This is a genomic window from Foliimonas ilicis, assembly GCF_039939195.1.
Lineage (GTDB): Bacteria > Pseudomonadota > Alphaproteobacteria > Rhizobiales > Rhizobiaceae > Foliimonas > Foliimonas ilicis.
Genome location: NZ_JBDUUH010000022.1, coordinates 1 through 14,951, shown reverse-complemented (window position 1 = coordinate 14,951; position 14,951 = coordinate 1). Strand labels below are relative to the sequence as shown.

The window sequence follows — 14,951 nt, the reverse complement described above, 5'->3', positions numbered from 1 at the left end:
TATCCACTCGCTTCAACTCCCCCTCCATCCGCCATCAAAAGACGGATGGTCAGACGAAACAGGAGGGGGGTCAAAATTGGACGCCGATCACCCTGCCAGAGGGGTCAATATTCCACGCCGAAACACACACTCTTTCGCTGCGCCGGTTTGAAGCCCCAAGACTTGGACGTTCCCCGCTTGGGCAGTATCATACGCTTGGTACGCAGTCTTATTTTCAAGTCATCGCCAGTCTTCGCAGGTCCCTCGAACGCAGCGATCGCATTGCTTGTTTTGAACCATGGACGGTTTGTGACGATGGGATTTGCAGGCTCCAGAGCCCGGCCGCCACGACGATTTGGAACGTGCCGCCATTAAAGCTGCGTGCGCAGCCAACTCGCGGTCCAGTCCTTGGCCTTTTCCAACCAAGTTCGGCTCTTCCACTCTTCCAACGTGACCCGTCGAGAAAGACGGAGATCGGCGTTGAAGATGTCGATCTGGGTCTGAGCAAACGTCTCATCGTAGACATTGAGGTTCGATTCGTCGTTGAGCCTGAACGAGCGTTCATCGAGATTGGTTGAGCCAATTGTAGTCCACAACGCATCCACTATGAGAACTTTGGGGTGATACATTGTCGGCTGGTACTCGAAAATGCGTATACCCGCTTCCAACAACTCACCCCAAAAATAGCGCGAAGCGTGCCGCACAATGGGAACGTCGGTTTGGCCGCCGGGCAAGATAATTTCGATCACGACGCCGCGCGAACTGGCATCCAGCAATTGCTGTATAGCTACGTCATCCGGTACAAAATAAGCCATGGCGATACGGATATTCTGGGTCGCGCCAGCCATAGCCATCATCAGCATTTGATGCATAGCCTTCGCGCCACCGCTAGGTGAAGACTTCACATGCTGTACACGAAGGTTCCCAGCATCCTTTAGCTCAGGGTAGAAGCTGTTGCCCTGCAACACCTCGCCGGTCGCCTCGATCCAATTTTCGGCAAACGCTGCCTGCATATCCGCGACTGCGGGTCCCTCGACGCGATAGTGGTTGTCACGCCATTCGTCAGAATTGCGCGCATCCCCCAGCCATTCGTCAGCGATGCCGACGCCCCCTGTGAAGCCGACACGCCCATCGACGATCAGCAGCTTGCGGTGCGTCCGATAATTTATCCGATCCAGAGTATACCAATGCAATGGCCGAAACCTCTCGAACGCAACGCCCGCCTCCGTCATGATGGCAATAATGTCTTCGTCAAACTGAATTGAACCGACAAAATCAACAAGAACTCGTACCGGCACACCTTCGCGTGATTTCTGCGCGAGCGCATTGGCGAATGCGACGGCAGTCTCGCCGGACCAATAGATGTAAGTGGCGAAGTTGACGCTGACTTTAGCCTTCCGGATGGCGTCGAGCATGGGCGGAAAGATCTCGTCGCCGTTGACCAGGGTTTGGATGGAATTGCCTGTCAAGATATCTCCTTGGAACATCGAATGCATGGTCCGAAGGAATTGTGGCTCAGCGACAGAGCTCACGTGCGGGATAGGATCACGCAGTTGGGTGCGCGCCGGCATGAGATTGACCGTGATAACGGACACGATTCCTGTAATCGTCAAGGCTAGGACGATCTGCGCGATGCGTTTCCGGCTCATATGTACCCCAATTTGCGTGGCATGATTTTTACAGTAGTAAAACCGTCTGTCCATGGAGATTGCGGGCTTGCCACGGCTCAGGAAAATGACGTGCGAAGCTTCTTCTGACGACATAAAATGTAGACGGGACCAAGTAACGACCTCTCGTTGGAAACACCGTTCGCTGCCTCGTTGCCTTCTTGACGCGAAACAGGAAGACAGCTCGAGTTGGACGCGGGCTTATGATCATGGACCGCGATCACGACGTTCGAGCGCTGGCCGCGCTATGGCGCAACCCTCCCCTCGAGACTCCCACTTGAATTCGCGAGCGCGCGGATAGACAGGGCGAAGGAATCCTAGCCCATGTTATCAGAGGCGAGATACACATCTTGCGTACGTAACTGGTGATTGCGTGAGCTATACGGCTGAAAAATCCCGCCATACGGGCACTTGATGACCTGGATGCGAAACGCGGAATGTGGGTCGATCATTCTTTTGCCTTCTCAACCTCAATCCAGGCAGGGGCATGGTCACTCGCCTTTTCCCAGCCGCGAACATGCCGGTCTACGCCCGCAACCTGCAGGCGTTCTGAAATGGATGGCGATAGCAAAAAGTGATCCAAACGCAGGCCAGCATCACGACCCCATGCATTCCGGAAATAATCCCAGAAGGTGTAGATGCGCTCATTTGGATGGAGTTCACGCAGAGCGTCCGTCCAGCCCTGCCCTTTTAAAGTATGGAATGCCTCCTTGACCTCGGTTCGGAAGAGGGCATCGTCGCGCCAGCGCTCTGGCTTATAGACGTCAAGATCAGTCGGCATGACATTGTAGTCGCCGGCAAGAACGACCGGGATATTATGCGACAGCAATTCGCTGGCATAGGATGTCAGACGTTCGAACCAACGCAGCTTGTAGTCGAATTTCGGCCCCGGTGCAGGGTTCCCGTTAGGCAAATATAGGCAACCGATCAGGATCCCTTCTATTGCAGCCTCGATGTAGCGACTGTGTGTATCGTCCGGATCACCGGGCAAGCCGCGTCGGGTCTCGATGGGTTCCCGTTCCCGTGCAAGGATGGCAACGCCGTTCCAGCTCTTCTGACCGTGCCAGACCGCGCCATACCCCGCCTTCTCGATCTCACGATGGGGGAAGCGCTCGTCAGGTGACTTCAGCTCTTGCAAGCACACGATATCGGGCTCCGATTCAGCGAGCCAGCGCAAAAGCACTTGCAGCCTTCCATTGATACCATTGACGTTGAAAGTCGCTATCTTCATTTCGTACTATCCGCGCGACGGAAATAGCAGTGAGTGGAATAGATTAGATACGCCTTCAAACCGGCTCTCCTCGATCGCAACGAACGTGGCGGCGGGGCCTTTGTTCCGCCGCAGATCAAACTCTACGGAACCACCTGCCCTAAACAGCGTTCGAGATGATCGCTTTGGAGTAAGCCAATGACCCCGCGCGCCGTCTGGAAAGGTTTTTTGAAATTTGGATCGGTTGCTTGCGCTGTGAAACTGGTCGGCGCGACGAGCGAATCCGAAAAGCTCCACTTTCGAATTTTAAACCGCAAAGACAAGCTTCCGGTCAAAAGCGCTTACATCGATGAATCGACGGGTAAGACGGTTGAGAGCGAAGACATCATCAAAGGCTTCGAATTAGACGCTGGAGATTTCCTGCACCTTGAACCCGACGAGATCAAAGCCCTGAAGCTCCAATCGGAACATACTTTGGAAGTTGATGGGTTTATCGATGAAAAGACAATCGATCCGCTTTACCTAGACAAGCCCTATTATCTCGTGCCTGCCGACAAGGTTGCGAACGAAGCCTACGCCGTCTTCCGCGAGGCGCTGAGAAAGAAAGGGGCAGCCGCGCGCTCCTGCATCGTGCTTTACCAGCCGGGCCGTGAGGTCGTCATTCAGGCCACCGGCGACGGCATCACGATGACAACGCTGCGCCCATATAATGAAGTGATCTCTGCTAAATCCGTTTTTGACGACATGCGTAACATCAAGATCGATCCAGAAATGGCGGAAATCGCGTCCCTCATAATCGAAAAGAAGATGACGAAGTTCGACCCCTCCGCCTTTGAAGACACTTACGAGAATGCCCTGATCGAAATGATCAAAGCTAAGCAGCAGGGTAAGAAACCACCGAAGCCCGCACCTCGGCCCAAAGAGAATGTCATCAATCTGGCAGATGTGCTTCGGAAAAGCTTGGAGAAGGAAGGCGGTGCGCTACCGGTGAAATCAAACGCAGCTCGACGGAAGAGAGCCAGTTAAAAAAACGATGCCGTCTCTTCCAGAGCGCAAACGATCCTAACGCAAGTCAAGTTCAGAGATATACTCACTGACGCCGCATACACGCGAGCGCGTTCTTTACCCTCTCACTCTCTTGGGCCACAGCGAGGCGAAACCTTTATTCGCTTGCGCCTAACCTCATCGACTGTCAAATCCAGGCACAAACTGCGTCGTTCCATCTTGTGACGTCCCACTTCCCTCGTCAGTCGCCGCGCTTCATCCAAAGCATTCCATAGCCTTAAAGCCGAGCGTCAATTTCTGGATTTCCGGTCATATGGTCCTCCTGTGTGACGAGCAAATAGACAGAACTGTTCATGCTCCCAATCCACGAGCCGCTGATAAGCTCCGCCGCAAAACAACATAAAACCCCTCCTGCCGGGGCAAGAGGGGCTGTTGCCTGAGTTGCCACAGTGTTGACGGCGGCGCATTACAATCTTCATAGAGGCAATAAGTTCCATCAGCGCTTCAGGCAAACGATCCGCGCAGGAGATGCCCTGCCACCGAAAGACATCTCGGCGTGAGCCTTGGAAAGTGAGGTGTTCGTGAACTGCAAAGGCTATCTGTCGGCTCGTAATGCACCAAGAGAATGTTATGATGCCGTAAGCGCCTTTTCGATATCCTGCATCGAATGGCCCGTTAAATCTTTATCCAATTCGCCGACCAAAATGTCGGATAGTGACTTGTGGTAATTCTTACGCATTTCTCCCAGTGTGCGCGGTGCCGCCACAATAACGAGGCTTTTGATTGTCCCGTTAAGCACCTGCTTGTTCAGCATATCCACAACGCCGTTGCTGAAACCGTCTTCTTCTTGCTGGCTATTGTCAGGATTGGCGGAGCTACTAGTGTGGCGACCACCAGACGAGGTTTTTGAGCTATCGACATCCGCTGACGGCATAGCCTGCAGCTTGATATTCGCCGCATCGCCCGCATTTTTGAACAGGCTGAGCCTCTCACCATCAACGATGGCAATAATAGTGTCTTGAGAAATTCTCATTTTGATCTCCACGGATGAGCGACGTTCCACCGTTGGTCGGTAAAAGCTCCTTTATAGTAACCCTTGCTGTCCCTGGTGAGTTCCGTCGATTGAACGTAAAGGGGCCGGAATGTCCAGCACATGGACGGGCATCCATGGTGAAGTCTGGATGAATCTGGCGACATTTCGTACTGAAACCCGAAAAACTTTATCCGCCCTACGGCGCCGCTCCATCTGCGCGTGTGAAGGCTTTTGTCTAAACCACCGCGACATGGTCGTGCAGTCGTCCCAGAAACCTCACCACAGATATTCTGTGAAATCGGAACCATTCGACAGCATGACGAATTGTGTCGTTGCAAACACGCGCAAGTACCCAATCGACAAAGGGAAGTCGCATGAAAACCGAACTGAAGGTGAACGGGGAAATTTATTCCCTCGACGCCGACACAAGAACCACGCTGCTCGACGCGCTACGCAACCATCTGAATTTGACAGGCAGCAAGAAGGGTTGCGACCATGGCCAGTGCGGTGCGTGCACGGTCATCGTGGATGGCAACCGCATCAATTCCTGTCTGACACTTGCCTGCATGCATGATGGCGATGAGATCGTGACGATCGAGGGTTTGGGCACTCCAGAACACCTTTCGGCGCTGCAGCAGGCTTTCATTTCTCATGACGGCTTTCAATGCGGCTTTTGCACGCCGGGGCAAATCTGCTCCGCAACCGCAATGCTGGAGGAGGTCAAGGCTGGCTGGCCAAGCCATGTCAGCGAGGACGTTTCTGCGAAACCAGACCTTTCAATCGAAGAAGTGTCGGAGCGAATGAGCGGCAATATCTGCCGTTGCTCGGCTTACCCCAACATTGTCGGCGCCATCATGGAAGTCGCAAGGAGCCGATCATGACGCCGTTCGATTATACGCGTGCACAGTCGCGCCACGAGGCGGCCGACCTTGGCGCAAAAGGCGCAACCTTCATTGCGGGAGGCACCAATCTTCTGGATCTGATGAAGCTGGAGGTGATGACGCCGGACAGCCTCGTCGATATCAGCAGACTTGATCTGGACGAAGTCGAAAAGCTTCCCAATGGCGGAATGCGGATCGGCGCGATGGTGCGCAACAGCGATCTGGCAGCCAATGAAGCAATTCGTTCTACCTACTCTGTGCTTTCCAAAGCGCTGCTGGCAGGGGCCAGCGGACAGTTGCGCAACAAGGCCAGCACTGGCGGCAATCTGCTACAGCGCACCCGTTGCTATTATTTCTACGACACTGCAATGCCCTGCAACAAGCGCGAGCCCGGCTCCGGCTGTCAGGCAATAGGCGGCGCGACGCGCCTTCACGCGATATTCGGCGCAAGCGACCATTGCATCGCGACGCATCCCAGCGACATGGCCGTTGCCTTACAAGCGTTGGACGCCAAGGTCGAAGTGGAAGACGCCAAGGGAGATATGCGCACGATTGCACTCGAGGAGTTCTACCGGCTTCCTGGCGACACGCCGCATCTGGAAACAGAACTTCGTCCCGGCGACCTGATCACCTCAGTCATCCTGCCGCCGCCCGCAGGCCAGCGCCAAACGTACAGGAAGGTTCGCGACCGCGCATCCTACGCCTTCGCGCTCGTCTCGGTCGCGGGCGTCATCGAGGTGGTGAATGGCAAGATCAGCAGCGCTTCATTGGCCTTTGGTGGCGTCGCGCACAAGCCATGGCGCAATCGCCAAATCGAAGAACTGCTGGTTGGGAACGCGCCGTCACCTGAGCTTTTCGACAACGTTGCTGGACGGCTCGTGGAAAACGCCAAGGCGCAGCGCGACAACGCGTTCAAGATTCCGCTTCTACGCCGCACGCTCAAAGCCGTGCTCACCGAACTGACGGAAAGCTGATCAGATGACCCTTCACCTAAAAGTAGACGACCGGGACAATAATTACCGTCTCGACGATATGGTGCAGGCGCTGGTCGGCACGCCAGCCGACCGGCCGGAAGGCAAGCTCAAGGTTTCCGGCACAGCGCCTTACGCGATGGACGTTCTTCCCGAAGGCGTTTGTTACGGCGTCCTCGTCCGCGCCACGATTTCGCATGGCAAGCTCAGCGGCGTGGACGTTGATGCCGTGAATGCGCTGCCCGGCATGCGAACGGTGATTAGTGGCAAGCAATTTCTGCGCAACCCGGCGCAAGGCACGGCAGGCAAAGCGCCGGTTCAGGGCGTGAAAGACATCGATTATTTCGGTCAGCCTATCGCGCTTGTCGTTGCCGATACTTTCGAGCAAGCGCGTCACGGCGCGCAAATCCTGCAGCTCAAGCTGAAGCAGAACAGGGACACGATCGTCGATCCGGAAGACCCTGATGCGAAGATCGAGACGCCTGCGAAGAAGCAGGCAAGCCAGGGCAATCTCGACAAGGCGATGAAGGAAGCGGCCTTCACGGTCGATCAGCATTATACGACCCCCGGCCATGTGAGTGCGGCCATGGAGCCTCATGCTTCCATCGCCGAGTGGGACGGTGACAGCCTGACGCTTCGCGGCAGTTATCAAATGCTCAAATTCAACCGGGCAGAGCTCGCAGACGCCTTGGGTATTTCGGAAAAGAAGGTGCGTATTCTGGCACCTTATGTCGGTGGTGGTTTCGGCTCGAAGCTAGGCATTGCGCCGGAAGCGGTGGCGGCGGCGCTGGCTGCGAAAGAGCTTGGCGTACCGGTTGCCGTCGCAATGTCGCGCCAGCAGGTGTTCGAGACGACGATGCGACGCTCCGAAACCAAACAACATATCAGGCTTGCGGCCGATAAGGACGGACTGCTGACCGGCATTGGTCACGAGGCACTGGTTTCAAACCTTCCGCAAGAGGACTTTTCCGAACCGGTAACGCAGGCGACACCTTTTCTATATCGTGGCGAGAACCGTGAAATCGGACACCAGATCGCACGCGTACATCGCACATGCGCAGGCTCGGTTCGCGCGCCTGGCGAGGCCGTTGGTGTAACGGCTCTGGAAATCGCAATGGACGAGTTGGCGGAAGCTGCAAGACTTGATCCGGTTGAGCTTCGCAAGAAGAACATTCCCGATGAAGACCCTTCAAAACATATTCCGTTTTCATCGCACACGCTGGCGGAAACGCTGGATGAAGGCGCTAAGCGGTTCGGCTGGGACAAGCGTAACGCCAAGCCTGGCACCCGTAAGGACGGTGAATGGCTGATTGGTATGGGCATGGCCGCTGCCGTGCGGGTCAACATGCTGATCGAATCCAAGGCTCGGGTCACGCTTGCAAGCGACGGACGGGCAATCGTTGAAACCGACATGACAGATATCGGCACCGGCACCTATGCCATACTCGGCCAGATCGCCGGGGAGATGCTTGGTTTGCCGTTGGGCGATGTAGAAACGCGTCTCGGCGACACAGACCTTCCGCCAGGTTCAGGTTCTGGTGGATCGTTTGGCGCAGCGTCGAACGGTACGGCGGTGCTTCTGGCCTGCGAGGAAGTCCGCCGCCAGCTTTGCAAGAAGCTCAAATGCGACGACAAGGACATGACCTTGAAGGATGGCCACGCCGTAGTGGGCAACATGCGGATCGCCCTGCGCGATTTTCTCGACGGCAACGATATCGTCGGTGAAGGACATGCGGAACCTGGCAAGGCTGAAAAGAAAGTTCGGCAGGCGACATATGGCAGCTATTTTGCGGAAGTCGGCGTCAATTCCGTTACTGGCGAAACACGGTTGCGGCGCATGCTCGGCGTGTTCACCGCTGGGCGTATCCTCAATGAAAAGACCGCGCGCTCTCAATGTTTGGGCGGCATGACGTTCGGCATAGGGATGGCGCTGACGGAAGAGCTGATCCACGATCATCGCGATGGCCACATCGTCAATCGCGACTTCGCCGAATATCATCTGCCGGTCAACGCGGATGTTCCGCAGCTCGAAGTCGTGCTGATGGAAGAACGAGATGAATGGGCAAATCCGTTGCAGGCAAAAGGCATAGGCGAACTTGGCATCTGCGGAGCGGCGGCCTCTATCGTCAATGCAATCTACCATGCCTGCGGCGTTCGTGTTCGCGATCTACCCGCGACGCTCGACAAGGTGATCGACGGGCTCGGATGATAACTGCCCTGATCGTTTATGACTCCGGCCTTGGCTCATGAATCGGACATCCGTTAAACCGTTCGCGGAACTCGGCTGAATGGCGATAAGTGTCTTTCCTTGCGCGGTTGATCTTGCCCAGCGGTTTATGTGCCTCAAGACCTGTCCACACACTGAAACGCATCGTTTCATCCACCGCCTGTATGCGGTCCGCCTGCCATGAATCCTGCGCTGGCACCGAGATTGTGCCAACACGCTGGAAGAGTGCCTCACTCTCATCGGCGAACCCGAGGAACGCGCGGCGATGGATGGTTGGTTTAAGACATTGGGGGTTCTCCTTTCAAGCTTCGACATTCGCCTGGACTGCCGTTTCCGCTTTCCATGTGCCGGCCAACCGCTCCCGGGCAGACGGTTTAAGATCAGCGACTTGCATTTGCTTGAGATAATCGGGAACAAAGGAAAAACGCGCGATGCTATGAGGCTTGGATTTTGCCTTTACGTCGGTCGTTCGCCATTCCGATAGGCCGTCCTGGTTAGAGACAGCGTCGTAAACCGCTTCAACCTCGGCACCAATAAGCACTGTGTGACGAATATCTGGCATTCCTCATCTCCGATCTTCCTGAACTCGAGCATTTTTTGACGTATCCGTAGTGTCGCGACTTCGCTGGCCCCAAGGGCGGCTAATCGTAACGATCGTGTTGGCGCATCCAGTCCCCCATTCCCTCGGTTTCGTTGCGCCCCTTCGGCATGAGGTCCAGCATGGCGTAGGTGCCCATCATCACCTCCACACCGCGGCCGAATGTGGAATAGGTGTGAAAGACAGCACCCGCCTCGTCCATGAAGAAAGTGCTAATGCCAGGGAACTCCTCGTCGGTTTCATCCGATGTGCCGAAATTATAGTCGACCTGCCCAGCGGCGATCTCCTCGGGCGTGAAACTGACCCGGAAATCATGGTTGAACGAGTTGCCGTGCGAGGACACCCACCGGAACTTCCAGCCCATGCGACTGCGATAACGCTCGATCTCGGCCAGCGTTGCGCGCGAGACGGCGACCACGGTAACGTCGTGATGCGACAGATGCAGGTTCATGCCGTCGGTGTGATCGGCCATGAAGGAGCAGCTCGGGCAGCCTTCCTTCCAGCCCGGCGCGAACATGAAATGCTGCACCAGAAGCTGCGACCGGCCGTTGAATAGTTCGGCCAACGTGCGCGGACCATCCGGCGTGTCAAACACATACTCCTTCTCCATGCGGACCCATGGCAGTGCGAGCCGCTTTTGCGTGACCTCATCGCGAAGATGCGTGACTTCCTTCTCCCCCTTCAGCAACTCTCGGCGCGCCTCCAGCCAGTCCTCGCGTGAAACGGTTTTGTGTTCCATCTTCAGTCTCCTTGGTTGGCGTGAATAGAGTCGGGCTGTCCGCCAGCCGCTGCGACAGCAGTGTCACGCAGGGCGACAATTGAAAGAGGCTTATCAGCAGGTACGTCAGCGTCATGTCGCCGATCGGAAACGGGCTTGATACGGAACAAATGATAGAGCGCGGCGAATTGGCGGAGAACGTCGCCGTTAGGACGAAGAAAGGCCTGGCTGCAAAGCTGAGCCTGCGGACGGCAAATTCCACCAGGTTGCTGGTCGCTTGTGCAAGATCGGCCACGTTAGCCTCCGTGATTTGCGTCTCAGCTCAGCCCTGTCACCTGCCGGGCTCAGTTCCACCCGATCGCTGTCCTGCGGTCGACCAGACGGAACAAGCTTTGGTTACACGTGGACGCTTGCCCACTTACTGAATGCCTCCCCCAAAACGTGAGGCGGGTGAAAAAGCTCCCTGGCATGATTGCCAATATGATGCGATATTCTGCCAATGGCGTACCGGGTTGCTCTTCTCGTTTACCCCGATTTCGAATTGCTCGACGCGGCTGGCCCGGCATCAGTCTTCGGTGCCGCCAACATCATGCTGCGTCGCAGCGGCTGCGCCGATTACTACGTGGTGGACATGATCTCACCCCGAGGCGGTCCGGTGATGAGCAGCTGTGGGGTGGCTGTCCTAACCCGCGCTCTCTCGCAGACAAAGATCAATGACCTGGACACGCTTCTGGTCATGGGCGCCCTGGAGGATCCGATCATGGCCGTCCTCGGCGAGCCTGCACTGCAAAGCTGGCTACCGCAATGCGCACAGGCAGCGAGGCGGTTCGGTTCGATCTGCGCCGGAGCCTACATCTTGGCGGCCCTTGGGCTGATCAACGGCCGACGAGTGGCCACGCATTGGGAGGCATCCATATCTTTGGCCGAGCGCTACCCTTTGGTTTCAGTTGATCCTGAAAGCATCTATCTTGAGGATGGCAATCTCTGGACGTCGGCTGGCGTGACGACCGGTATCGACATGGCCTTGGCTATGGTGGCGAGCGACCTTGATGCCTCGACCGCTGCTCGCGTTGCACAGTGGCTCGTGCTCTATGCTCGCCGGCCGGGCCACCAATCTCAATTCAGCCCGATCCTGCGGGCGCAGGCAAAGGCCGATAACCCCTTTACCGAATTGATCGAGTGGCTTCCTGCCAACCTGCATCTGCCCCTCGACGTTCGAAGCCTCGCCGAGCGCGCCGGGCTCAGCCAGAGGACTTTCTACCGCAAGTTCCAGGCCATCACGGGCGAGCCTCCGGCGCGCTACATCGAAAGCCTGCGGCTGGACGCAGCCCGATTGCTGCTGACGCGGGGGGTGACGCTAAAGGTTGTGGCCGTGCATGTCGGCCTGTTTCCCACTGTCCGATTGACGACGGCATTCCAGCGGCGATTTGGCGTGACGCCGCAGCTGTTTCGCGAAATGAATGCCATCGGAAAAGCCCAGGCGATCAAGCCACGCTCGTCCGCAGTCGGAAATCCCCAGCGTCATTGACCCTCCACCGAGTCTCCGTCTTATCCCGGTCCGTCGGAACATATGGCATCATGACGACACTGGGCTTCACACAATCTGAGCGACAATTGTGAAAAAGCAAGCAGACGGGTTCCTCCCTTATTCTAATTTTCATTGACCCGGTAAATTGCACCCGATCGTTCGCCGCTGCGTTTTGACGATCATTAACATATAAGACTGTCACCGGGCACCAGAACGGTGGGCCAGCGAGCTTGTTGGATTGATCTCGTAGCGGACGCCGGAAGGATTAAATGTGATCTTTGCTTCAACACCAAACGCGCCAGCGACATGACGCTGGATGAGACGCGAGCCAAAGCCGGTTCTGGCGGGAGGCGTTACCGGTGGGCCACCTTTCTCTTCCCAAACAAATCTGAAGCCATCAGCTTGCCCTGGCTCATTCGACCACGACATGGAAATTGTTACATCATCGTTTGAAAGCGCGCCATATTTAATCGCATTTGTGATCAGTTCATTGATGGCCAACGACAAGGCCAGAGCTTTTGTTTCGTTCAGATCCAGCTTTGGCCCGTCGGCGTGGTACCGCCCATCCTTCAGTACATGTGGCGCGATGGCATTGGAAATGATGCTTTGAATGTCCGCTTCGTTATCGTGACCTATTTTTAGAACATCCTGAACGCTCGCCATAGCCCGAAGCCGCTGTAGCAAAACCTGCTCGAGTTGCTCGGATGCCCCTCCCGATCGCATGGTTTGAGATGCGATTGAACTGACAAGTGTCATCATGTTTCGCATTCTGTGCGCCAGCTCGGAATTCAGTACTTGCGCCATTTCCTGAGCGCGTACGGTTTCAGTGGTTTCGACGACAGTATCCATCATGCCGAGAATCTTGCCGTATTCGTCCATCACCGGACTATAGCAAAAGGTGAAGTAAGCTTGCTCTTCTCGGCCGAAACGATTGATGGTGAGCGGATAGTTTTCGAAAAAGCTGGCTTCGCCCGCCATGGCTCTGTCGGCGATTGGACCAATTTCGTCCCAGGCCTCTGCCCAAACGTCACAGAACCGTCGACCGATAGCACTCGGTTTGCTTCCCAAAATCGGGCGGAACGCATCATTGTGAAACGTAATTTTTTCGTCACCCCAGACAAGAGCCTTCGGAAACGCTGATCGTAGCATAAGGGCAAGCGTGGTTTTAAGCACTGCAGGCCAGTTATCGATCGGGCCAAGCGATGTGCCAGACCAATCGAAACTGCTGATTTCGCGGGCGGCTTTGCCCCGGCGGCCAGGAAACGCAACGATGAGTTCATGACTCAAAATCTATAGACATTTTCAATTTCGCGACAAGCGTTTGGAGCATCGCGATATGGGAACTACGCGTCGTTAGTTATGTTATGTTTGCAGGATTGTTGACGATAATCGTGAAAATGACCCATCGGCCGCAAGAATTTCAGACGTCAAAGGTGTTTCGGGATATTGGCCGGGCGATTGGCGGCGCACTCGTATTTTCGCTACCGATGCTGATGACCATGGAACTTTGGTGGTTGGGCTTTTATCTTGATCGGGCCCGTTTGCTTGTTCTGATCATTTCTACCCTGCCCCTTCTCATACTTTTGTCTCGGTATATCGGTTTTGAAAAGACGAAGCGATGGCGAGACGACGTTCTGGATGGTCTCATTGCGCTCGCGATTGCCTTGATCGTCTGCAGTATCCTTCTCGCACTGTTCGGGACTGTGACGATGCAAACCCCTCACGATGAGTTTGTCGGCAAGGTCGCTATCCAAATGGTTCCCGCATCCATCGGGGCCTTGCTGGCAAAAAGTCAGTTCGGTGCGTCTTCGACAGATGGCGAGGAAATTAAAGATGTGCCTGAGCCTTACGCTGGCGAACTCTTCCTTATGGCTGTCGGCGCACTGTTTCTCGGGTTTAATGTCGCCCCGACCGAGGAGATGATGTTGATTTCCTATCAGATGACCGAATGGCATGCCCTTGTTCTGGTGGGCGTATCGCTCGCCCTAATGCATGGCTTTGTTTTTGCATGGGGATTTGCTGGGGGCACGGACGTGTCGCCAAACGAGCCATGGTGGAGCCCATTCATTCGACTGACGCTTCCCGGATATGTAATCGCTTTGTTGATCAGTCTTTTTCTGCTTTGGATATTCGCGCGAACAGACGGGCTGCAAATGGAGGGCGTCCTTATGGCGATGGTCGTGCTCGCCCTTCCCGCTGCAATCGGGGCAGCCGCCGCACGTCTGATCCTGTGAGAGCCGCCATGTTGCAAACCGATACAAAAACGACATTGTCTGAAAACCATGGTCGACCTGTCATCGAGTGGGTACTGGGTGGCATCTCAGCAATCGTTGTATCTGGCCTGATAGTTTTCCTCGCCTACGAGGCATTGTTTGGCGACAACAGCCCACCCCGCTTGGTGGTGTCGGTCGATAGGATCGAGCAGATTGGCAACGGCACGCTCGTCACGGTTTCGGTCTCAAACGATGGGGATGAGGCCGCCTCTGCAGTCATGGTTGTCGCGTCGACCAGCGGAGATGAGCGGCAGAAAACTATCGAACTTGATTACATCGCGGCACATGCCGTGCGCCGAGGAGCGTTCATTTTTGATACGACCAGCTTGTCTGAAAACGACATCCGGCTTGAAATAGGCGGTTTCGTGGAGCCTTAGAAAGCAATCCTGATAAAGCGCTTCAGAGCGCCAGTGCAGCACGCAAACCGGTAATCCGGCGGGCACCTAAGAGTGGGAAAAGGCGGCCGCGCTTCTACTTCGTGCTCGGCAGAAGAACGCTCAGCATCTGCAAAGAAAGCCGCTGCGACTAGAAACGGAATGCTGAACACCATTCCCATCACTGATCTTACAATATTGCGCAACGCTATAGGGTGTCACAGCTCCCAAATACGTTAGTCCATGATAGGCGACTTCCTGCGTATTCGTGGAGCGATAGCTTGCAGACAGGAGTCGGCAATGGTCCTGTTCTGTACACTCATGAGCCAGGCTGGGCACTTACCGCACTTTTAGTTCGACGGTACGATCTTCAAAAGAAAGCCGAGCATCCCGCGCGAATTTTTCTGCCCAACCGCAGCGCTCGAATTGATATTGGGTCCGGACGCCATTTTCGATGACGACCGTCGCCCAGCCATCGGGGGTTTTC

General features: G+C 55.6%; 14 protein-coding genes and 2 pseudogenes. 8 read left to right on the top strand and 8 right to left on the bottom strand.

Annotation, left to right across the window (positions count from 1 at the left end; genetic code table 11):
* Positions 1-350: 350 nt before the first annotated feature.
* Together ABFT80_RS27865 and xth are read right to left on the bottom strand one after the other, a co-directional pair.
* Entirely contained in the window at positions 351-1,628 is a 1,278-nt protein-coding gene (locus tag ABFT80_RS27865) for a phospholipase D-like domain-containing protein (RefSeq protein WP_347975205.1), read from the bottom strand.
* A 466-nt stretch (positions 1,629-2,094) separates the two neighbouring features.
* Positions 2,095-2,877: an exodeoxyribonuclease III gene (gene xth / locus ABFT80_RS27860; RefSeq protein ID WP_347975204.1), complete on the bottom strand. Its 783-nt coding sequence runs from the start codon at positions 2,875-2,877 to the stop codon at positions 2,095-2,097.
* Between the two features lie 177 nt (positions 2,878-3,054).
* Here xth and ku point away from each other — a divergent pair, with 177 nt between their 5' ends.
* Positions 3,055-3,882: a non-homologous end joining protein Ku gene (gene ku, locus ABFT80_RS27855; protein WP_347975203.1), complete on the top strand. Its 828-nt coding sequence runs from the start codon at positions 3,055-3,057 to the stop codon at positions 3,880-3,882.
* A gap of 607 nt (positions 3,883-4,489) precedes the next feature.
* On the opposite strand, the gene ABFT80_RS27850 is transcribed toward ku, so the two are convergent.
* Positions 4,490-4,894, bottom strand: coding sequence for a host attachment family protein (locus ABFT80_RS27850; protein WP_347975202.1), 405 nt, complete (start codon positions 4,892-4,894; stop codon positions 4,490-4,492).
* Between the two features lie 332 nt (positions 4,895-5,226).
* Here ABFT80_RS27850 and ABFT80_RS27845 point away from each other — a divergent pair, with 332 nt between their 5' ends.
* The 3 genes from ABFT80_RS27845 to ABFT80_RS27835 are packed head-to-tail and all read left to right on the top strand — an operon-like array spanning position 5,227 to position 8,955.
* A complete protein-coding gene (locus ABFT80_RS27845) occupies positions 5,227-5,775 on the top strand; it encodes a 2Fe-2S iron-sulfur cluster-binding protein (RefSeq protein ID WP_455190024.1) in 549 nt (182 codons plus the stop codon).
* Complete coding sequence (locus tag ABFT80_RS27840) at positions 5,772-6,749, top strand: FAD binding domain-containing protein (protein WP_347975200.1); 978 nt, start codon at positions 5,772-5,774, stop codon at positions 6,747-6,749. Before ABFT80_RS27845 ends, ABFT80_RS27840 begins: the two co-directional genes overlap by 4 nt.
* Before the next feature lie 4 nt (positions 6,750-6,753).
* On the top strand, positions 6,754-8,955 hold the full coding sequence (locus ABFT80_RS27835) for a xanthine dehydrogenase family protein molybdopterin-binding subunit (protein WP_347975199.1): 2,202 nt from the start codon (positions 6,754-6,756) through the stop codon (positions 8,953-8,955).
* A 16-nt stretch (positions 8,956-8,971) separates the two neighbouring features.
* Here ABFT80_RS27835 and ABFT80_RS27830 read toward each other — a convergent pair.
* The 4 genes and pseudogenes from ABFT80_RS27830 to ABFT80_RS27815 form a co-directional block, all read right to left on the bottom strand.
* Positions 8,972-9,211 (bottom strand): annotated as a pseudogene (locus ABFT80_RS27830) (catalase); the annotation flags it as partial.
* A 63-nt stretch (positions 9,212-9,274) separates the two neighbouring features.
* A complete protein-coding gene (locus ABFT80_RS27825; protein WP_347975198.1) occupies positions 9,275-9,535 on the bottom strand; it encodes a hypothetical protein in 261 nt (86 codons plus the stop codon).
* Positions 9,536-9,614: 79 nt separating this feature from the next.
* Positions 9,615-10,310, bottom strand: coding sequence for a DUF899 domain-containing protein (locus ABFT80_RS27820; protein WP_347975197.1), 696 nt, complete (start codon positions 10,308-10,310; stop codon positions 9,615-9,617).
* A complete protein-coding gene (locus ABFT80_RS27815) occupies positions 10,219-10,584 on the bottom strand; it encodes a hypothetical protein (protein ID WP_347975196.1) in 366 nt (121 codons plus the stop codon). Before ABFT80_RS27815 ends, ABFT80_RS27820 begins: the two co-directional genes overlap by 92 nt.
* 204 nt (positions 10,585-10,788) lie before the next feature.
* Here ABFT80_RS27815 and ABFT80_RS27810 point away from each other — a divergent pair, with 204 nt between their 5' ends.
* Positions 10,789-11,817, top strand: a complete 1,029-nt coding sequence (locus tag ABFT80_RS27810; RefSeq protein ID WP_347975195.1) for a GlxA family transcriptional regulator — start codon at positions 10,789-10,791, stop codon at positions 11,815-11,817.
* Between the two features lie 198 nt (positions 11,818-12,015).
* Here the strand turns inward: ABFT80_RS27810 and ABFT80_RS27805 are convergent, their stop codons facing one another.
* The gene (locus tag ABFT80_RS27805; protein WP_347975194.1) at positions 12,016-13,104 is read right to left on the bottom strand and encodes a sensor histidine kinase; all 1,089 of its coding nucleotides are present in this window, start codon (positions 13,102-13,104) and stop codon (positions 12,016-12,018) included.
* Between the two features lie 92 nt (positions 13,105-13,196).
* Between ABFT80_RS27805 and ABFT80_RS27800 the strand changes: the two genes are divergently transcribed.
* From ABFT80_RS27800 to ABFT80_RS27790, 3 genes and pseudogenes are all read left to right on the top strand, one after another.
* Positions 13,197-14,051: a TIGR02587 family membrane protein gene (locus tag ABFT80_RS27800; protein WP_347975193.1), complete on the top strand. Its 855-nt coding sequence runs from the start codon at positions 13,197-13,199 to the stop codon at positions 14,049-14,051.
* Between the two features lie 8 nt (positions 14,052-14,059).
* Positions 14,060-14,467, top strand: coding sequence for a hypothetical protein (locus ABFT80_RS27795; RefSeq protein WP_347975192.1), 408 nt, complete (start codon positions 14,060-14,062; stop codon positions 14,465-14,467).
* A 78-nt stretch (positions 14,468-14,545) separates the two neighbouring features.
* A pseudogene (locus ABFT80_RS27790) lies at positions 14,546-14,652 on the top strand (plasmid stabilization protein); the annotation flags it as partial.
* Between the last annotated feature and the right edge of the window lie 299 nt (positions 14,653-14,951).